The sequence below is a fragment of the Streptomyces sp. R302 genome, from assembly GCF_012927245.1.
In the GTDB taxonomy this organism is placed as follows: domain Bacteria; phylum Actinomycetota; class Actinomycetes; order Streptomycetales; family Streptomycetaceae; genus Streptomyces.
The window spans coordinates 223,010-241,994 of sequence record NZ_JABBGE010000007.1; the positions used below are offsets into that span (position 1 = coordinate 223,010).

Consider the following 18,985-nt stretch of genomic DNA (forward strand, 5'->3'; position numbering starts at 1 on the left):
GCACGCGGCAGGAGGGATCGAGATGAACCTCGCCGGAGGAGCCCCCGCGCACGGTGACACCGCCGCCGACGACCGACGGCACACGGGTCCCGCGGGGTTCGCGGCGCGCACGGACCGTGGTCACCGCCGGCGGGACCTGCCGGCGGACCACACCCAGGCGATCCTGGAGGTCACGAAGGAGGTCGCCGGGGTCCTCAAGTCCTCGGGGTGTCCGTTCGCGCTGGTCGGCAGCGTCGCCGCGTACGCCCACGGAATCCCCGTGCGTCTGCAGCACGACGTGGACTTCGCCGTACGGAGGGAGGACGCCGAGCAGGTCACGCCCCTGCTCGGCGAGCACGGGATCGAGATCGTGGAACCGCCCGAGGACTGGCTGGTCAAGGGCCGCAGGAACGGGGAGCAGATCGATCTGATCTTCGCCCTGGCGGGCCGCCCCGTCACGACCGAGCTGCTCCGGCGCGCCGAGACCCTGCCCGTCGACTCGGTGCACATGCCGGTGATCCATCCGACCGACCTCATGGTCGGACGGATGGCCGCGTTCTCGGAGCACCACTGCGACTTCGGGACTCTGCTCCCCGTCGCCCGCGGGCTGCGGGAGCGCGTCGACTGGGACCGCGTACGCGAGGAGTCCGGGGACAAGCCGATGGCGGCGGCCTTCCTGTACCTGCTGGAGCGGCTCGACGTCGTCCCGTCCCGCCCCGACGACGGAGGGGAGCCGGGCCGATGACCGCCGGACACACCTCCCGGGAGGTCGAGTACCGGATCGCCCGGCTGCGCGAACGCCTCGCCGGCGACGAGATCGCCGAACTCGGCGTCCGGATCGAACTGCGCGGCGACACGGTCCTGCTGACCGGTGCGCTGCCCACGGCCGGCCGCCGGGACGAGATCCTGCGGGTGGCGGAGGAGGAACTGGACGGGCTCGTCGTCCGCACGGACCTCACCACGCCCTCCGCCGACGCGCCCGACCACCGGGAGCGGCTGCCATGACCCGGCCGACGCGGACCGCCCCGGGCGGCGCCGACCACGTCGTCAGGGTGGCGGCGGTCGGTGACATCCATCTGGCTCCGGGGTGCGAGGGGCTGCTGCGTCCCGCGTTCACGACGCTCCCCGGGTGCGCCGACCTGCTCCTCCTCGCCGGCGATCTGACCCGGCACGGCACCGTCGACGAAGCCCGGGTGGTGGCCGAGGAGGTGCGTGACGTCGGGGTCCCGGTCGTCGCGGTGCTGGGCAACCACGACTACCACTCGGACGAGGAGGGCGAGGTCACCCGTACGCTCCGCTCCGCGGGCGTCAGCGTCCTGGAGGGGCAGTCCGCCGTCTTCCCCGTCGCGGGCCACCGGGTCGGCGTGGCCGGCGTGAAGGGGTTCTGCGGAGGGTTCGCGGGCCGGAGCGCGGGTGCCTTCGGCGAGCCGGAGATGCGGGCCTGGGTCCGGGTCGCGCACGTCGGCGCCGAGCGCCTCGCCTCCGCGCTGGAGGAGCTGGCCTCCCGGCGCTGCGACGTCCGGATCGCTCTGACCCACTTCGCTCCCGTCCCCGACACGCTGGCGGGTGAGCCCGTCGAGATCTATCCGTTCCTCGGCAGCTACCTGCTGGCCGAGGCGATCGACTCCGTGGGCGCGGACCTCGCCGTCCACGGCCACGCCCACCTCGGGACGGAGCACGGCACGACGGCCGGCGGGGTCCGCGTGCGCAACGTCGCCCAGCCGGTCATCGACCGCGCGTTCGCGCTCTACGAACTGCCGGTCTCCCGAACGCGCTCAGAGGCCTAGTGACCGCCTCAGGGGCCTAGTGACCGCTCAGGGCCCTAGTGACCGAGCTTCCGCTTGAGCTCCGCCTTGTTCATCTGGGAACGCCCGTGCAGGTTGCGCCGCTGGGCCTCCGCGTACAGCTGGTCGTACGTGGGCCCCTCGGAGCCGCTGTGCGAGCGCTTGCCGCCGCGGCGCGAGGACGACATGTCCTGCGTGGAGCTCTTGCTCGCCGTCTTGGACTCGCCCGAGCGTGCCCGTTCCTTGTTCACGGTGCGGGCGGCGATCTCCTTGGCGCGCTTCTCGCTCTCGCCCCGGTCCAGGGCGCTCTCCTTGATGTGCTCGTACTGCCGCTCCCGCTTGGCACTCGATCCACGAGGCATGGCGTACTCCTTCCCGACGAGCCCCTTCCGGACGGCGAAGGGGCTTCCTCTCGCGCGGTTGCCCCTTCCCCCGGCCTTCATGCGGCGCCCGGGTCCCTCACCCGCGCCGCCCGCGCAGGCTCCGGGCCGCCAGCGCCACCGCGCCCACGACCGCCGCGCCGGTGGCGACGGGTCGGCGGGCCAGGGCGGCGTACGGCGAGCGCGCGGCCGCCTCGTCGTCGAAGGTCCCGTGGGCTCCGTGGTCCTGTCCGCCGGGCCCGTCCAGCGGGGCCCACAGGTTGTGCGGCTCCTCGCCCGTCGCCGGCTCGCCGGTCTGCTGGGACGCGTATCCGGTGCGCGCGACGTACCGGTCCAGGAGAGCGGGCGCGGCCCGGTGGGCGAGCACCGCCGCCGCCGTCGAGGCCCCGACCAGGTGCTCCCGGCGCCGCGGCCGGCGGGCGGCGTGGAGGACGGCGCGGGCCGCGACCTCCGGCTGGTACACCGGCGGGACCGGGCGCGGGCGGTACGGCAGCCGGGACAGCGCCCACGAGAACTGCGGGGTGTTCACGGCCGGCAGCTGCACCACCGTGACCGCCACCCGGCTGTGGAGGTGCAGGAGTTCGAGCCGTACGGAGGCGGTGAAGCCGTTGATCGCGTGTTTCGCCCCGCAGTACGCGGCCTGCAGCGGCACGGCGGCCTCGCCGAGGGCCGAGCCGACCTGGACGACCGCGCCCGAGTTCCGGGGCAGCATCCGCCGCAGCGCGGCCCGGGTGCCGTTGACACAGCCGAGGTACGTCACCTCCGTGACCCGCTCGTACTCGTCCGGCGCCGCCGCGAGGAACGGCGCGAAGACGGACGTGAACGCCGCGTTCACCCAGACGTCCACGGGCCCGAGGCGGCTCTCGACGCGGTCCGCCGCCGCCTCCACGCTCCCCGCCACCGCCATGTCGACGGGCACGACCAGGGCCTCGCCACCGGCCCGGCGGACCTCCTCGGCCGCCGCCTCCAGACCGACCCGGCCGCGCGCGAGGAGGGCCACCCGGGCCCCGGACTCGCCGAAGGCGCGCGCGGTGGCCCGTCCCACCCCGGCGCTCGCCCCGGTCACCACCACCGTGCGCCCCTCGAACGGCCGCCGGGGCTCGCGCGCCGCCGCGGCCATCGCCAGCAGGCTTTCGACGAACGAGGAGACATCGGACGTCCGGTTCATGATCACGCTCCTGTCCGCCCGCGGGGGCACGCCCCCCCACTTGGCCCTTGCCCCCGGCTCCGGCGGAACACGCGCCGGTACGGATGGGAGGACCACGGTCGGGTAGTCGCGTGACCGGACCGAGGCGAGGGGCACGGCGTGAGGAGGACACGATGACCGCGCGTGCGGCACGGGCGTCCCGGGGCGCTGCCCTGTTCGACGTCGACGGGACCCTGGTGGACACCACCTACCTCCACACCGTCACCTGGTGGCAGGCGCTGCGCCGGCACGGTCACGACGTACCGATGTCCCGTATCCACCACGCCATCGGCATGGGCTCCGACCGCCTGCTCGACGCGGTTCTCGGCGAGCGGCGCCGACGCGCCGAGGACGGCTCGATCGCCGGGACGCACGCGGCCCTCTACGCCGCCTGGTACGAGAACCTCCGCGCCTTCGAGGGCGCGACGGAGCTGCTGCGCGCGGTGGACGCGCGAGGCTGGCGGGTCGTGCTCGCCAGCTCGGCCTCCGAGGAGGAGGTCGCCGCCGTCCGCGGGCTGCTCGGCGCCGACGACGTGATCGAGGCGGCCACCTCGGGCGGGGACGTGGACGCCACCAAGCCGGCGCCCGACCTGGTGGAGGCGGCCCTGGAGGCGGTGGGCGCCGAGCCCGAGGACGCGGTCTTCGTCGGTGACACCGTCTGGGACGTCGAGGCCGCCGGGCGCGCCGGGCTGCCGTGCGTCGGCCTGCTGACGGGCGGCGCGACGCGCGCCGAGCTGGAGGGGGCGGGCGCGGTGCTGGTCTGCGAGGACGCCATGACCCTGCTGCGGAGGATCGACACCAGCCCGCTGTCCCGGCCCCCGGAGTGACCGCCGGACCGCCGCGCGCGCCCGCCCCGTACCGCGTGTCGGTTCAGGCGCGGGACCTGGCGGCGGCCAGGGCGTCCTTGACCTGCTGGACGACGCGGGCCGCGTCGTCGGGGTCGTGCACGACGTCGGTGCGGTTCATGTCGATGACGAGAACCTCGCTGGCCGAGTAGTGCTTGTGGACCCAGTCGTCGTAGCCGGACCACAGCGTCCGGTAGTACTCCACGAGGGCCTCGTCCTGCTCGAAATCGCGGCCGCGCAGCCCGATGCGCTTGAGCACGGTCTCGAAGTCCGCCTTCAGGTAGACCATGAGGTCGGGTGCCTTGCGGTACGGCAGGCCGTCGATCTCGCGCATCATCTCGTTCAGCAGGCCCTCGTACACCTGCATCTCCAGGGAGCTGATGCGGCCCAGGTCGTGGTTGACCTTGGCGAAGTACCAGTCCTCGTAGATGGAGCGGTCGAGGACGTTGTCGCCCTGCCTGTACGCCTCCTTGATCGACGCGAAGCGCGTCTGGAGGAAGTAGAGCTGGAGCAGGAAGGGGTACCGCTTGGCCTGGATCTCCTCGGGGCTCGCCGTGTAGAAGAGCGGCAGGATCGGGTTGTCGTCCACGCTCTCGTAGAAGACGTCGCTGCCCAGCTCCTTCGCCAGAAGCTCGGCCACGCTCGTCTTGCCGATCCCGATCATGCCTCCGACGCAGATCACCGACATACCTCACTTCTCCCTGGGATTCCTGTTTCACGGCGAGAGCCGGGTGCCCCCATCGCCCGGACACGTCGCTGCGGTGGCTCGGTTCCCCAGGTTCTTCATGATCGATGTCACGTGGTCCCCGCCCGGGCCTCACTAGCCGCTGCGCGGGTGCCGCCCAGAAGCATAGTTGACCCGGGTCCCGCGCCTCGGTCAGGTCAGGCCAGCACGCGCAGGGCCGCCGGCATCGCCCTGAGGGTGACCGGCAGGGTGGCGTCGACCTCGCCGTCCGCGCCGTACGGGAGGGGGCGGTCGGCTTCGATGCGGACCTCCTTGCCGCGGAGGATCTCGATCTGGGGGCGGTTCACGTGGGCGCCCGTCTTGAGCTCGTTCATCATGGCGAAGAAGAGCCGCTTGGGCGCCTCCTTGATGACGACGACGTCGAGGAGGCCGTCGTCGACGCGGGCCCCGGGCGCGATGTTGCGGCCGAATCCGTAGAAGCCGGAGTTGGCCGCGACGACGGAGTAGCCGGTGCGTTCGTGCCGGATGCCGTCGATCGTGATCCGGTAGGCGGCGGGCTTCCAGGCGAGGACGGCCCGGAGGCCGCCGGCGTAGTAGGAGGCCGCGCCGCGCAGGAGCCGGGAGGCGTTGGCGTGGCGGTTGGCCACGGCGTCGACGCCCGCGTACACGCTGCCGAGGACGCGGACGCCGGCGTGCCGGGCCGACTCCACCTCGATGGTGTCGACGGCCCGGGGTTCGCCTTCGAGGAGGACCCGGGCGAGGCCCGGGGCGTCGGTGGGGAGGCCGAGGGCGCGGGCGAAGTCGTTGCCGCGGCCCGCGGGGACCAGGCCGAAGACCGTGTCGGTGCCGCTGAGCGCGCCGCCGACGGTGCCGGCCATGCCGTCACCGCCGACGGCGAGCACGATGTGCCCCTTCTCCCCGGCCTCCCGGGCGACGTCCCGCGCGTGTTCCAGGCTGCGGCTGTACACGGTGTCGAGCCGCGCGCCCGCCTCCCGCAGCAGCCGGGCCACCGGGATCAGGCTCGCCGTGCCGCTGGATCCCCCTGCGGTGGGGTTGACGACGGCGGTGAACTGTCGCATGGAAGTGGCCTCCGGGCGGCGCGATGAGAGGTGCGGGAAGGTACGGGCAGGGGCGGGGCGAGCGGGGCGGTGCTCAGCGGACGGGGATCAGGACCCCGGGGCTGAGCACGCCGGTCGGGTCGACCTCGGCCTTGACCGCCTGGAGCATGCGGATGCCGAGCGGGCCGACCTCGCGGGCGTACCAGTCGCGGTGGTCGGTGCCGACGCCGTGATGATGGCTGATGGTGCCGCCCGCCGCCAGGATCGCGTCGTTCGCCGCCCGCTTCACCGGCGCCCAGTGCGCGACGGCGTCCTCGCCCTGCGCGGAGACGACCGTGAAGTACAGCGAGGCGCCGTTCTCGTACGTGTGCGAGATGTGGCACATGACGAGCGGCGGGGTGCCGGCTGCGGTGAGGGTGCCGGTGAGCGCGTCGCGTACGGCCGTGTAGAGGCCGGGGATCGCGGACCAGAAGGCGGCCGTCTCCAGGGTCTCGGCGAACGCGCCGGCGTCGAGGAGCGCGTCGCGCAGATAGGGGGCGTTGTAACGGCCGTGCTCCCACTTGTCGCCCGCCTCCTCGCCGATGAACTCGCCGTCGCAGGCGAGGAGGACCTCACGCGCGGCGGCCCGCCGGGCGGCCGTCTCGGCCTCGGTGCCCTCGAAGCCGACGATGGCCATGCAGCCGGGGTTCTCGGGGAGCGCGGTGGCGCCGATGGCGTCGGGCTGGGCCAGGCCGACGAAGGTCTCGGACTCGTCGGAGAGCCGCAGCACTGTGGGCCGGGGGCCGTCCTGGGCGAGCCGGCGCAGGGCGGCCGTGCCGGCCTCGAAGGAGGCGAAGCGCCAGCCTTCGTAGATCCGCTTCTGCGGCAGCGGGCGGACGCGCACGGTCACCGAGGTGATCACGCCGAGGGCGCCCTCGGAGCCGAGGATCAGCTGGCGCAGGTCGGGGCCGGCTGCGGAGCGCGGGGCGCGGCCGGTGGACAGGGTGCCCTCGGGCGTGGCGACCTCCAGGCCGAGGACCATCTCGTCGAAGCGGCCGTAGCCGGCCGAGGCCTGGCCGCTGGAGCGGGCCGCGGCGAAGCCGCCGATGGAGGCCCATTCGAAGGACTGGGGGAAGTGACCGAGGGTCCAGCCCCGCTCGTTGAGCAGCGCCTCGGCCTGCGGGCCGCGCAGTCCGGGGTGGAGGGTGGCGGTGCGGGAGACCTCGTCGAGGGCGAGCAGCCGGTCGAGGCGCCGCAGGTCGAGGGCGACGAAGGGGCGCTTCGTGGTGGGCGCGAGGCCGCCGACGACGGAGGTGCCGCCGCCGAAGGGGACGGCGGAGAGGCCGTGGTCCGCGCAGGCGCGGAGGACGGCGAGGACCTCGTCGTGGCTGCCGGGGAGGACGACGGCGGCGGGGAGGTCGTCGACCTCGCCGGCGCGGATGCGCAGGAGGTCGGGGGTGGACTTGCCGCGGGTGTGCCGGATGCGGCTCTCGGCGTCGTCGCGTACGCCGTCGGGCGCGGCGACGGCGGCGCGCAGGGCGCCGCTCGCCTCCTCGGTGAGTGCCGGGGCGGGCACCTCGATGTCGGTGAGGGCGGCGGGGCCGCTCTCGCGGGGCGTGACGCCGAGCAGGTCCCGCAGCAGTCCGGTCACCGATTCGGGCAGGGGCGCCGCCTTGGCCGGGTCGCCCCAGCCGCTCCACAACATGTCCACTTCGAGAGGTTCCTCACGGTCTGTTTCAGGGACGGCGCTGCCGCTCGGCCCGCACTGGCATTACACTGTGACAGATGACGCCCATTCGTCACAACCATGCGGACGCGGATCCCGTGCTCGACGCGGCACGGGACTGCGTGCTCGCCGTCGGCGTACGGCGAACCACCCTCACCGACGTCGCCCGGCGGGCCGGCGTGTCCCGGATGACCATCTACCGGCGCTGGCCCGACGTCCGGAGCCTCGTCGGCGACCTGATGACCCGCGAGTGGATCGCGGTCGCCGCCGGCGCCATGCCGCCCGTCGACGACGACCGGCCCGAACGGGAGCGGATCGTCGACGGCCTGGTGGCGGGCGTCGCCGCGTTCCGGTCGCATCCGCTGTTCCGGAAGATCCTCGACGTCGACCCCGAGCTGCTGCTGCCGTACGTCCTCGACCGGCGGGGCGCCAGCCAGGACGCCCTGCTCGGGCTGCTCCTCACGGCCCTCGACGAGGGGCACGAGGACGGTTCCGTCCGCCGCGCCCACCCCGACCTGCAGGCCCGGTCCCTGCTGCTCGTCGTCCAGTCCTTCACGCTCTCGCTGGGCACCATGGCCGACGCGAGCGATCCCGAACTGCGCGAAGCCGCCTTCCTCGAAGAGCTGCGCACCCTGCTGGAGAGGACCCTCGCCCCGTGAACCCCCCGCGTACTCCCCCGGGCGGCACCGCCCTGCCCGGCTCCTCGCTCGACGCCACGCGGCGCCGGCGCGAACTGGAGCGGCTCGCCGACGGCGAGACCGTCGACGTCCTCGTCGTCGGGCTCGGCGCCACCGGAGCCGGGGCCGCGCTCGACGCCGCCGCCCGCGGCCTCAGCGTCGCCGCGATCGACGCCCACGACCTGGCGTTCGGCACCTCCCGCTGGAGCTCCAAGCTGATCCACGGCGGACTGCGCTACCTCGCGTCCGGGCAGCTCGACGTCGCCCACGAGAGCGCCGTCGAGCGCGGCATCCTCATGGAGCGCACCGCCCCGCACCTGGTCCGCGCCCAGCCCTTCGTACTCCCCCTCACCCCGCTCGTCAGCCGCGGCCAGGCGGCCCTCGCCCGCGCCGGGTTCGTCGCGGGCGACCTGCTGCGGGTCGGCGCCCGCACCTCGCGGCGCACGCTGCCCCAGCCGCGCACGCTGTCCGCCGTCGAGACCCGCCACCTCGCCCCCGCCCTGCGCCCGGTCGGCCTGCGCGGCGGACTGCTCTCCTGGGACGGCAAGCTCTCCGACGACGCGCGCCTGGTGACCGCGATCGCCCGCACCGCCGCCGCGTACGGCGCCCGGATCCTCACCCGCGCCCGGGCCCTGGAACTGCACGGCGACGGCGCGCTGGTGCGGGACGAGACCACCGGCGAGGAGCTGCGGCTCCGCGCCCGCACCGTCGTCAACGCGACCGGCGTCTGGGCGGGCGGCCTCGTCGACGACGTACGGCTCCGGCCCTCGCGCGGCACCCATCTCGTGCTGCGCTCCGAGACCCTCGGCAGGCTCTCCGCCGGACTGCACATCCCGATCCCCGGCGAGACCAACCGCTTCGTCCTGGTGCTGCCGCAGGGCGACGGACGCGTGTACGTCGGCCTCACCGACGAACCCGTCGACGGCGACGTCCCCGACGTGCCGGAGGTCCCCGAGACCGACATCGGCTTCCTCCTCGACGTCCTCGGCTCCGCCCTCGACGTCACCGTCCGCCGCTCCGACGTGGTCGGGGCCTTCGCCGGACTGCGGCCCCTGCTCGACACCCGCGCCCCGGACGGCCGTACCGCCGACATCTCGCGCAAGCACGCCGTGCTGACCTCGCCCGACGGCGTCGTGACCGTCGTCGGCGGGAAGCTGACCACCTACCGCCGCATGGCCCAGGACGCCGTCGACGCGGCCGTCGCCGTCCGCGACCTGCCCGCCGGACCCTGCCGCACCGCCTCCGTCCCGCTCGTCGGCGCGGCCCGCCCGGCGGTCCTCGCCGGACTGGACGTGCCGCCCCGCCTCGTCCAGCGGTACGGCTCCGAGGCCCCGGCCGTCCACGCCCTCGGGATCGAGGACCCGGCCCTGGCCGAGCCGGTCGTGCCCGGCCACCCCGTCACCGGCGCCGAACTCGTGTGGGCGGTCCGCCACGAGGGCGCCCTCGACACCTCCGACCTCCTCGACCGCCGCACCCGCGTCGGCGTGGTCCCGGAGGACCGCGCCCTGGCGGAGGAGGCGGCCCGCGACGCCCTCGCCCGCACGACCCCGGCCGGACAGCGCGCGTAACGGGCGCACCGCCTCCGGCCAGACCCCACCCACCCCCGTCCGAGCCTCACGCTCGGGCGGGGGTTCTTCGTTGCGCCCGCCCGCACCACGCAGCCGCCCTATCTTTCATACCGACACCTGCCCGCGTTTGCCATTAACGCGCGTCTGCAATTATTGTGAGAGCACGCAAGGAGCTCGCTCAAGCAACAAGGAAGGGTTCGCCCCAATGCCGCTCGCTCTCCTCGCCCTCGCCGTGGGGGCCTTCGGGATCGGCACGACCGAGTTCGTGATCATGGGACTCCTGCCCCAGATCGCGGGCGACTACGGCGTGTCCATCCCCACCGCAGGACTCCTGGTCACCGGCTACGCACTCGGCGTCGTCATCGGAGCCCCGCTCCTCACCGTGCTCGGCGGCCGGGTGAGCCGCAAGCGCATGCTGATGACGCTGATGGGCCTGTTCGTGGCCGGGAACCTCGTCTCCGCCCTCGCTCCCACCTTCGAGGTCATGCTCGCCGGGCGCGTGGTCGCCTCCCTCGCCCACGGCTCCTTCTTCGGCATCGGCTCCGTCGTCGCCGCCGGCCTCGTCGCCCCCGACAAGAAGGCCGGTGCCATCGCCACCATGTTCACCGGCCTCACCGTCGCCAACATCGTCGGCGTCCCCCTGGGCACCTTCATCGGACAGGCCGTCGGCTGGCGCACCACCTTCGCCGTCGTCGCCGCCCTCGGCGTCGTCGGACTCGCCGGCATCGCCCGCCTCGTCCCCGCCATGCCCCGCCCCGAGGGCGCGCACCTGCACCGCGAGCTCACCGCCTTCCGCAACCCCCAGGTCCTCCTCGCCATGGCGATGACCGTCCTCGGCTTCGGCGGTGTCTTCGCCGCCATCACTTACATCGCGCCGATGATGACCGAGACCGCCGGGTACTCGGAGGGCGCCGTGACCTGGCTGCTCGTCCTCTTCGGCGCCGGCATGTTCCTCGGCAACCTCCTCGGCGGACGCTACGCCGACCGCGCGCTCATGCCGCTGCTGTACGCGACCCTCGGCGGACTCGCGGTCGTCCTCGCCCTGTTCACCCTCGCCGCGCACGACAAGATCCTCGCCGCGATCGCCGTCTTCCTCGTCGGAGCGCTCGGCTTCGCCACCGTCCCGCCGCTACAGAAGCGCGTCCTCGACCAGGCCCACGGCGCACCCACCCTCGCCTCCGCCGTCAACATCGGCGCCTTCAACCTCGGCAACGCGCTCGCCGCCTGGCTCGGCGGACTCGTCATCGCCGCGGGACTCGGCTACACCGCCCCCAACTGGGTCGGCGCCCTCCTCGCCGCCACCGCCCTCGTCCTCGCCCTCTGGTCCGCCGCGCTCGAACGCCGCACGACCAGGACGAGCACCGTCGTGGCCCAGGCCACCCCGGCCCGCTCCGCCGAGCGCACCGCGCTCACCAAGTGAAAGAGCACGTAGTCACCATGGCACCGTCCACCACCCCCACCACCCCCACCACCCCCACCACCCCCACCACTCCTGCCGTCCCCACCGTCGAGCTGAACAACGGCGTCGAGATCCCCCAGCTCGGCTTCGGCGTCTTCCAGGTCGCCGACGACGCGACCACCGCCGCCGTCACGGCCGCCCTCGACGCCGGATACCGCAGCATCGACACCGCAGCCGTCTACGGCAACGAGACCGGTGTCGGCCGGGCCCTCGCCGCCTCCGGGATCGCCCGCGAGGAACTGTTCGTCACCACCAAGCTGTGGAACGCCGACCAGGGCTACGACGCCACCCTCCGGGCCTTCGACGCCGGCCTGGCCAGGCTCGGCCTGGACTACGTCGACCTCTACCTGATCCACTGGCCGACCCCGGCCCGCGACCTCTACCGCGACTCCTGGCGCGCCCTGGAACGGCTCGCCGAGGAGGGCCGCATCCGCGCCGCCGGCGTCTCCAACTTCCAGCCCGAGCACCTGCGCCGACTCCTCGACGGCGCCGCGCTGACCCCGGTCGTCAACCAGATCGAACTGCACCCCGCGCTCCAGCAGTCCGAGCTGCGCGCCTTCCACGGCGAGCACGGGATCGCCACCGAGGCGTGGAGCCCGCTGGCGCAGGGCGCGGTCCTGGACGACCCGGCGATCGCCGCGATCGCCGCCGCCCACGGCAAGTCCCCCGCCCAGGTCGTCATCCGCTGGCACCTCCAGCTCGGCAACGTGGTCATCCCGAAGTCGGTCACCCCGGCCCGGATCCGCGCCAACGCCGACGTCTTCGACTTCGTCCTGACGGACGGGGAGATGGCGGCGATCGCCGGTCTCGACCGCGGCCTGCGCACAGGGCCGCACCCCGACGAGCTGAACTGACCCCGGCGCGCCCGGCGGGCGTCAGACCGCGTCGGTCACGGTGGCGAGGGCGTCCAGCGATTCGGGGACGGTCTGGCCGCCGTCGACCGTGAGGGTCTGGCCGGTGATGAACGCGGCCTCGTCCGAGGCGAGGAAGCCGACGGCGTGGGCGATGTCGGCGGTCTCCCCCAGCCGGCCCAGCGGGATCGACGCGGCCATCCGCCGCAGGTACCCCTCGCCCAGCGCGTCCAGGCCCTCGGTACGGACGTTCCCCGGGAGCACGGCGTTGACGGTGATGCCCAGCGGCGCCAGTTCCAGGGCCGCACCGCGCAGGAAGCCCAGCTGGCCGGCCTTGCTCGCGCCGTAGTGGGACCAGCCGGTGTAGCCGGTGGTCGGTCCGGTGATGGACGAGGTGAGGACGACGCGGCCGCGCCCCGCGCGTTCCATCGCGGGCAGGCAGGCCCGCACGGCGAGGATCGTCCCCCGGAGGTTGACGGCGAGGACGTCGTCGACGTCGGCCGCCGTCATCTCGCGCAGCGGCTTCTCGGGGAAGACGCCGGCGTTCGCGCAGAGGACGTCGACGTGCCCGTGGAGGCGTTCCGCCTCGGCCGCCATCTCCTCGACCGCGGCCGGGTCGCGCAGGTCCACGCCGGTCCCGGCGACCCGCCCGCCGGTGGCGAGGGCCACGGCCCCGGCCACCTCGCGCGCCACGGCCGCGTCCCGGCCGGTGAGGAGCACGGCCGCGCCCCGGCGGGCGAAGAGTTCGGCGATGCCCCGTCCGATGCCGCGCGTCCCTCCCGTCACCACGACGGACCGCTCTCGCCAAGGGGTGCTGGTCATGGACCGTCCTGTTCTCTGCTCGTCCCGCGCCCGTACGTGGCCTCACCGTAGGCGACCGGCTCGCGCGCGGGTGAGACCGTTTTCGGGCGGGCCGCGCCGGCGGCGTGGATCTCACCCGTACGAGTCACCCGGCGCGCGCCCGCCGGCATATCCTTCCCGCCATCGCACGCCGACTCGAAGGACCCAGAGCATTGACCGGCTTCACCGCCTTCCCCCTGCCGTTCCACACCACCCGTACGCTGCCGTTCACGCCGCCGCGGACCTTGCGGGAGCTGGAGATGATGGAGTGCAGCGCCCATGTCCGGGCGAAAACGGGGTGGTTCGAGAAGAGGAACGACGCCGACATCGTGGCCCGGTGGACCCGTGAGGCGGTCGCCCAGGGGCTCACCGAGGCGCAGGTGGCGTACGTGCTCGCCGAACTCGCGCACTACGCGGGGCTGCGGGACGAGGCGACCGGTGCCGAGGTGTCCGCGGTCGACGGGGTGTGGCAGTCGGACGCGCTCGTCGACGAGCCGCTCCGGTCCCGGCTGCGGGACGCGGTGCGGGTACTGGAGGAGGTCCCCGAGGCGGAGAAGGACTGGCACCCGGGTTCCGACGGCCAGGTGCTCGACCTCGTGCACCCCTCGCTGTTCTGCCTGGTGCGGGAGGTGAGCGGCGCGCCCGAGGAGGCGTGGCGGAACCCGACGGACCGCTACTCGGCGTACGAGTTCTCGGAGCGGTTCCAGTGGCTGCCCACGGACGTCGAGGTCGACGACGAGGGCGCGGTCGCCCTCCTCTCGTACGTCAACAACGTCCACCCCGAGACCCATCGCGAACTCGCCGCCGTGCTCCCGGAGTTGTTCGGCCGGATGCGTCCGCTGTTCGAGCGGGTGCTCACCGACCTGCGCCATCCCCGGCCGCTGCGCATCGAAGCCGATCCGTACGGGTGGTACGAGGCGGAGCCGAAGTTTCCGTCCAAGTCCGCCTATGCCGACGACGCGGCCTACCAGGAGGCCTACCACGCGTGGGTCGAAGCCCACGACGCCTGGTACGAGACCCGCAGCCCGGTCGTCCCGGACGCCCCGGAGTTCACCGCGCCCGAGGCGCCCGCCGAGGCCGACCGGGTCGATCTGCGCGGTCGGCGCCTCCAGGTGATCGTCAAGCTCGCCACCATCCACCTGCCCCCGGAGAAGCCCGAGTACGCCGGCGGCTCCTGGCACGTCGAGGGGATGGTGAACGAGCGCATCGTCTCGACCGGGCTCTACTACTGGGACAGCGAGAACATCACCGAAAGCCAGCTGGGGTTCCGGGCGGCGCTCGACGATCCGGATTACCAGCAGAGCGACGACACCGGGGTGCGCGAGGTCTACGGCCTGGAGAACGACGACGCGCTGAACCAGGTGCTGGGGTCGGCTCCGACACCGCAGGGCCGCTGCCTCGCCTTCCCGAACGTCCTCCAGCACCGCGTCGAAGCGTTCCGCCTCGCGGACCCCACCCGCCCGGGGCACCGCAAGATCCTCGCGTTCTTCCTGGTCGACCCCTCGCAGCGGATCGTCTCGACGGCCGACGTGCCGCCGCAGCAGCCGTGGTCCGCCACCACGACCATGACGCTGGAGCAGGCCAGGACCTTCCGCGAAGAGCTCATGAAGGAACGCAGGTTCTTCGTCGACGAGCACAACGAGCAGCTCTACGAGCGGGAGTTCTCCCTCTGCGAGCACTGAGCCCGCGGCCCCGGTTCCCCCGCGTAGGGGGACCGGGCCGCGCGCCCGGCTCGTTCAGTCGCAGCAGCAGTCGCAGCACTTGCACGGGTTGCAGCAGCCACCGCCGTCGCCGCAGCAGCCGCCACCCCCGCCACCAGACCCTCCGCCCGAACCGCCCGAGCCACCCGAACCGCTTCCGGAACCGCCCGAACCGCCGGACGAGCCGCCCGAGTTGCCGCCGCCACCGCGCCCGCCGAACCAGCCGTCACCGCCGGAGCCGTCCCGGCCGGAACCACCGCCGCTTCCGCTACCGCCGCCGCTTCCGCCGCCGTCGCCGAACTGCACGTCCAGCTCCTCGCCGCCGTCGTCGTCGCAGCGGCAGCACTCGTCACACAGCCTGCAGTCGGGGCAGAGGCGGCGCCACTGGCGGCACCGCCGGCACTCGCCGTCCGGCGTCCTGTTCGCCGCCGTCATGCCGCCCTCCGGGGCCGTGCCGGTGAGCGTCCCGACACCGCAGGAGTGGCCGTCACCCGCCGCCGGCGGCGTCTCCGTACGACGTCCCGGCAGGGGCAGCAGGCCGAGCACCCGCGGCCGGCTCCGGTGCTGGTGGTCGTGGTGGCGGTGCCGGGGGTCGAAGGCGCGGTCGACGGCGCGTTCCAACTCGCCGCCGAGCAGGGTCCGTACCAGCCGTCCGTCGACGAAGTCGGCCTCGGCCAGGGCCAGTCGGATGCCGTGGACGGCGTCGTCGCAGAGCCGCCGCACCTCGGCGCGGTCCGCGCCGGTCACGGTGATCGGGTTCCACGCGCCGGAGGCCGCGTCCGCGTCCAGGTCCTCCACCGCGTCCAGCAGATGCGCAAGGCGGCCGAAGAGGCGGCCCGCCTCCGCGAGCGGTTCGGCGTTGCCCGGCCGGTCGGTGAGGACCGCGGTGTACGCGAAGGCGGCCGCCGTCGCCGTCTCCGTCGGCTCCGTCACCGTGAGCAGCGAGCCGCCGGGGCCGGTGGCCCGCTCGATCTCCGGCTGACGGTCGACCGCCTCGACCAGCACCGCCGTGTCGAAGCCGAGCCGTTCGCCGCCCGCCGCGCCCGCGCGGTCCCAGCCCCGGGCGATCCGGCGAGCGGCCAGCGCCACCGGGCGACGCGCCACCAGGCCGTCGCCGTCGGCGACGTGGTCGCGTATCTTCGCCGCGGCGAGCACCAGCGACACCGTCGCCGCGAGTCGCGCGCCCTCGCCCTGCGCCACGTCCGCCGACCGCATGCCGCGCAGCGGGCACGGGCCGGCGGCCCGCCGCCAGTCCCCGCTGCGCTCCGACTGCGCCTCGGTCAGCACCGAGACGATCAGCCCGTCGTAGTTGGTCGCCACCCGCGCGAACTGCCCGTACTCGCCGCGCAGCGCCAGGCACAGCCCGCACAGGTGCGCCATCCACTCCGTACGCAGGCCCTCGCCCAGCCGATGACGGCACGGCCTGATGATTCCGAACAACGAAGCTCTCCCCCCGTGGGAACGACGCCGCCCGGACACCTCGCGTCGAACGGCTCACGGGGATCCTAGAGGGTCCCTTTCCGGGGAACGCCCGCGGCGAGTCAGCGGCCCGTCAGCCGCCCAGCAGGTCAGCGGGTCAGTCGGTCAACGGGTCAGCCGGTCAGCGGCCCAGTCGGTCCAGTGCCGCGAGGACCGGCGCCACGCCGTCCTCCGTGGCCAGGCGGTCGGCCAGGGCGCGGGCGCGGGCACGGTGGGAGGCGTCCCCGGTGGCCCTGCGCAGGGCCACCGTCAGGTTCCCTGCGGTGAGGCGGCGCAGCGGTACGGCCCCGGGGGCGGTGCCCAGGGCGGTCAGGCGGGACGCCCAGAAGGCCGCGTCGAACTGGACCGGCACCGGCACGGTCGGCACCCCGGCCCGCAGGACGGCGCCGGTCGTGCCCGCGCCCGCGTGGTGGACGACGGCGGCCGTGCGCGGGAACAGCAGGGAGTGCGGCACCTCGTCGACGGTCAGGATGTCGTCGCCCCGGGCGGCCAGCCCGGCCCACCCCTTCTGTACGACCCCGCGCACCTTCGCCGCGCGCAGCGCCGCGACGATCTCGCCGCTCACCCGCTCGGGGTCGGGCACGGTGGCGCTGCCAAGCCCGACGAAGACCGGCGGGGGCCCGGCGGCGAGGAAGTCCTCCAGTTCGCGGGGCAGCCGCCCGGTCTCGTGCGGCCACCAGTATCCGGAGACTTCGAGGCCGGCGGCCCAGTCCCGGGGCCGGGGGACGACGAGCTCGCTGTAGCCGTGCAGCACGGGCCACGCCGGTGACCGTCCGCCCGCCCTCGGAAGTCCGTACCGCCGGGGCAGCGACCGTACGGCGTCGTGGAACATCAGCTCCACCGACGTCATGACGGCCCGTCCGCTCAGCCGGTTCCCCACCGCACCCAGGGAGCGGGTGCCGAGGACGGGGGCGGGGAACTCCGCCGTCGGGTGCAGCGGCTGGAGGTGCAGCCCCACGGCGGGCACGTCCAGGCCCTCGGCGATGGCGTACCCGAGCGGACCCAGCGCCCCGCCGACCAGCAGGACCTCGCCCTCCCGGGCCACGTCCACCAGGGCGGCCGTCATCGCGTCGACCGCTCCGCGAGCCATGGACGCGAGGCGTACGAGCTTCCCCGCGCCGGTCCTCGCGTCGTGCAGCCGCCTGCCCCGCGCGGAGTGCAGCTCGGCCCGGGGGTCCACCGGCAGCGGCCGGAACCGCACCCCCGACCCCGCCACCAGCGGCTCGAACACCGCGTGCGCGGCGAGCGTCACCTCGTGCCCGGCCCGCACGAGACCAGCGCCCAGACCCGTATACGGCGAGACGTCGCCCCGCGACCCCGCCGTCATCATCACGATGCGCACACCGCCAGTCTGCCCCACCGACGCACCCCGCACGAGCACGGCGCGCACCGGATCGGACCGGCCCTCCGAGGCCCGCGAGATCGCGTTTCCGCTTCTCGTCCGACGGGTTGTCAGGTACGGCGCCAGCTCCTACAGTGCGTCCAGCACCGTCGCGTGGGAGCGCTCCCAAACATCATATGAAACCCGCACGTCCTGGATATGCTCCCCTGCGGTCCGTACGCCCCCTGCCAGGTTCCCCTCCCCAGGAGGTCCCCCGTGCGAGCGTCCCCCCACCCTCTCCGTGCCGCGCTCGGTGCGCTGCTCCTCACCTTCGCCACCGTGGTGGCGATGCTCGTGGGCACCGCGCCGGCGGCCACGGCCGACACCCTGATCTGCGAGCAGTACGGCACGGCCACCGTCCAGGGCCGGTACCTCGTCCAGAACAACCGCTGGGGCACCGCCGCGCCCCAGTGCGTCACCGCCACCGACACGGGCTTCCGGCTGACCCGCGCCGACGGCTCCGTGCCGACCGACGGCCCGCCGAAGGCGTACCCGTCGCTCTTCAACGGCTGTCACTACACGCGCTGTTCGCCCGGCACCGCCCTGCCCGCGCGCGTCGACGGCATCGCCGCCGCCCCGAGCGCCGTCTCGTACGGCTTCGTCGGCGACGCCGTCTACAACGCCTCGTACGACATCTGGCTGGACCCGATGCCCCGGACCGACGGGGTCAACCGGACCGAGATCATGATCTGGTTCCACAGGACCGGCCCCGTCCAGCCGATCGGCTCGCCGGTCGGCACCGCGACCGTCGGCGGCCGGTCGTGGCAGGTGTGGACGGGCGGCAACGGCTCCAACGACGTCATCTCCTTCGTCGCCCCGTCCGCCCTCGCGGAGTGGAACTTCGACGTCATGGACTTCGTCCGGGAGACCGTCTCCCGGGGCATGGCCCGGAACGACTGGTACCTGACCAGCGTCCAGGCCGGCTTCGAACCCTGGCAGAACGGCGCCGGGCTCGCCGTGAACTCCTTCTCCTCGACGGTCAACCTCGGCACCCCGCCCACCGAACCGGAGGAGCCCGGGCCCGGTGAGCCGGGCCCCACGGCCGCCTGCCGGGTGACGTTCACGCCGAACGTCTGGGCCGGCGGGTTCACCGCCGACGTCACCGTCGCCAACACCGGTCCGACGGCCGTCGAGCCCTGGAGGCTGGCCTTCACCCTCCCCGCCGGTCTTCGGATCACCCAGTCCTGGAACGCCGCCGTCTCCCCGTCCTCGGGCGCGGTGACGGCGACCGCCCTCGCCCACAACGCACGGATCCCGGCCGGGGGCAGCCAGTCCTTCGGCTTCCAGGGGACGTACAGCGGCACGTTCGCCCCGCCGTCCGGCTTCACCCTCGGCGGGGTGCCCTGCTCGTGACCCGAGGCGCGAGCCTCCCCACACACGTACAGGAGACACGATGGCTGGACGCAAG

General features: G+C 74.0%; 18 protein-coding genes. 10 read left to right on the forward strand and 8 right to left on the reverse strand.

Annotation, left to right across the window (positions count from 1 at the left end; genetic code table 11):
* Positions 1-22: 22 nt before the first annotated feature.
* The 3 genes from HHL19_RS22780 to HHL19_RS22790 are packed head-to-tail and all read left to right on the forward strand — an operon-like array spanning position 23 to position 1,766.
* Positions 23-724 carry a nucleotidyltransferase family protein gene (locus HHL19_RS22780; RefSeq protein WP_169092153.1) on the forward strand — a complete coding sequence of 234 codons (702 nt, stop codon included), beginning with the start codon at positions 23-25 and terminating at the stop codon, positions 722-724.
* Positions 721-984, forward strand: coding sequence for a hypothetical protein (locus tag HHL19_RS22785; RefSeq protein ID WP_169092154.1), 264 nt, complete (start codon positions 721-723; stop codon positions 982-984). The genes HHL19_RS22780 and HHL19_RS22785 overlap by 4 nt, the downstream gene beginning before the upstream one ends.
* Positions 981-1,766 carry a metallophosphoesterase gene (locus tag HHL19_RS22790; RefSeq protein ID WP_169092155.1) on the forward strand — a complete coding sequence of 262 codons (786 nt, stop codon included), beginning with the start codon at positions 981-983 and terminating at the stop codon, positions 1,764-1,766. The genes HHL19_RS22785 and HHL19_RS22790 overlap by 4 nt, the downstream gene beginning before the upstream one ends.
* A 35-nt stretch (positions 1,767-1,801) precedes the next feature.
* Here the strand turns inward: HHL19_RS22790 and HHL19_RS22795 are convergent, their stop codons facing one another.
* Together HHL19_RS22795 and HHL19_RS22800 are read right to left on the reverse strand one after the other, a co-directional pair.
* The gene (locus HHL19_RS22795; protein WP_169092156.1) at positions 1,802-2,125 is read right to left on the reverse strand and encodes a plasmid stabilization protein; all 324 of its coding nucleotides are present in this window, start codon (positions 2,123-2,125) and stop codon (positions 1,802-1,804) included.
* A gap of 97 nt (positions 2,126-2,222) precedes the next feature.
* The gene (locus HHL19_RS22800; protein WP_169092414.1) at positions 2,223-3,263 is read right to left on the reverse strand and encodes an SDR family oxidoreductase; all 1,041 of its coding nucleotides are present in this window, start codon (positions 3,261-3,263) and stop codon (positions 2,223-2,225) included.
* A gap of 200 nt (positions 3,264-3,463) precedes the next feature.
* On the opposite strand from HHL19_RS22800, the gene HHL19_RS22805 reads away from it, so the two are divergent.
* Entirely contained in the window at positions 3,464-4,156 is a 693-nt protein-coding gene (locus HHL19_RS22805; protein ID WP_169092157.1) for an HAD family hydrolase, read from the forward strand.
* A gap of 43 nt (positions 4,157-4,199) precedes the next feature.
* Here HHL19_RS22805 and HHL19_RS22810 read toward each other — a convergent pair whose 3' ends face one another.
* From HHL19_RS22810 to HHL19_RS22820, 3 genes are all read right to left on the reverse strand, one after another.
* Positions 4,200-4,862 carry a deoxynucleoside kinase gene (locus tag HHL19_RS22810; protein ID WP_169092158.1) on the reverse strand — a complete coding sequence of 221 codons (663 nt, stop codon included), beginning with the start codon at positions 4,860-4,862 and terminating at the stop codon, positions 4,200-4,202.
* 194 nt (positions 4,863-5,056) lie between these two features.
* Positions 5,057-5,938 (reverse strand): YegS/Rv2252/BmrU family lipid kinase, encoded by an 882-nt coding sequence (locus HHL19_RS22815; RefSeq protein WP_169092159.1) that lies wholly within the window; start codon positions 5,936-5,938, stop codon positions 5,057-5,059.
* Positions 5,939-6,011: 73 nt separating this feature from the next.
* Positions 6,012-7,607, reverse strand: a complete 1,596-nt coding sequence (locus HHL19_RS22820) for an FAD-binding oxidoreductase (RefSeq protein ID WP_169092160.1) — start codon at positions 7,605-7,607, stop codon at positions 6,012-6,014.
* Positions 7,608-7,681: 74 nt separating this feature from the next.
* On the opposite strand from HHL19_RS22820, the gene HHL19_RS22825 reads away from it, so the two are divergent.
* The 4 genes from HHL19_RS22825 to HHL19_RS22840 all read left to right on the forward strand — a co-directional run bounded on the left by HHL19_RS22825 (position 7,682) and on the right by HHL19_RS22840 (position 12,180).
* Positions 7,682-8,281 carry a TetR/AcrR family transcriptional regulator gene (locus HHL19_RS22825; protein WP_169092161.1) on the forward strand — a complete coding sequence of 200 codons (600 nt, stop codon included), beginning with the start codon at positions 7,682-7,684 and terminating at the stop codon, positions 8,279-8,281.
* Positions 8,278-9,867, forward strand: a complete 1,590-nt coding sequence (locus HHL19_RS22830) for a glycerol-3-phosphate dehydrogenase/oxidase (protein WP_169092162.1) — start codon at positions 8,278-8,280, stop codon at positions 9,865-9,867. The genes HHL19_RS22825 and HHL19_RS22830 overlap by 4 nt, the downstream gene beginning before the upstream one ends.
* 205 nt (positions 9,868-10,072) lie before the next feature.
* Positions 10,073-11,287: an MFS transporter gene (locus tag HHL19_RS22835; RefSeq protein WP_169092163.1), complete on the forward strand. Its 1,215-nt coding sequence runs from the start codon at positions 10,073-10,075 to the stop codon at positions 11,285-11,287.
* Between the two features lie 17 nt (positions 11,288-11,304).
* Complete coding sequence (locus HHL19_RS22840) at positions 11,305-12,180, forward strand: aldo/keto reductase (RefSeq protein ID WP_169092164.1); 876 nt, start codon at positions 11,305-11,307, stop codon at positions 12,178-12,180.
* Positions 12,181-12,201: 21 nt separating this feature from the next.
* Here HHL19_RS22840 and fabG read toward each other — a convergent pair whose 3' ends face one another.
* Positions 12,202-12,999 (reverse strand): 3-oxoacyl-ACP reductase FabG, encoded by a 798-nt coding sequence (gene fabG, locus HHL19_RS22845; protein WP_169092165.1) that lies wholly within the window; start codon positions 12,997-12,999, stop codon positions 12,202-12,204.
* 191 nt (positions 13,000-13,190) lie between these two features.
* Here fabG and HHL19_RS22850 point away from each other — a divergent pair, with 191 nt between their 5' ends.
* Positions 13,191-14,699 carry a DUF4246 domain-containing protein gene (locus HHL19_RS22850; RefSeq protein WP_169092166.1) on the forward strand — a complete coding sequence of 503 codons (1,509 nt, stop codon included), beginning with the start codon at positions 13,191-13,193 and terminating at the stop codon, positions 14,697-14,699.
* A 54-nt stretch (positions 14,700-14,753) separates the two neighbouring features.
* Here the strand turns inward: HHL19_RS22850 and HHL19_RS22855 are convergent, their stop codons facing one another.
* On the reverse strand, positions 14,754-16,157 hold the full coding sequence (locus HHL19_RS22855) for a DUF5685 family protein (protein WP_169092167.1): 1,404 nt from the start codon (positions 16,155-16,157) through the stop codon (positions 14,754-14,756).
* Between the two features lie 160 nt (positions 16,158-16,317).
* The gene (locus HHL19_RS22860) at positions 16,318-17,538 is read right to left on the reverse strand and encodes a glycosyltransferase (protein WP_346768378.1); all 1,221 of its coding nucleotides are present in this window, start codon (positions 17,536-17,538) and stop codon (positions 16,318-16,320) included.
* A gap of 255 nt (positions 17,539-17,793) precedes the next feature.
* On the opposite strand from HHL19_RS22860, the gene HHL19_RS22865 reads away from it, so the two are divergent.
* Positions 17,794-18,930: a cellulose binding domain-containing protein gene (locus HHL19_RS22865; RefSeq protein ID WP_346768379.1), complete on the forward strand. Its 1,137-nt coding sequence runs from the start codon at positions 17,794-17,796 to the stop codon at positions 18,928-18,930.
* Positions 18,931-18,985 lie beyond the last annotated feature (55 nt).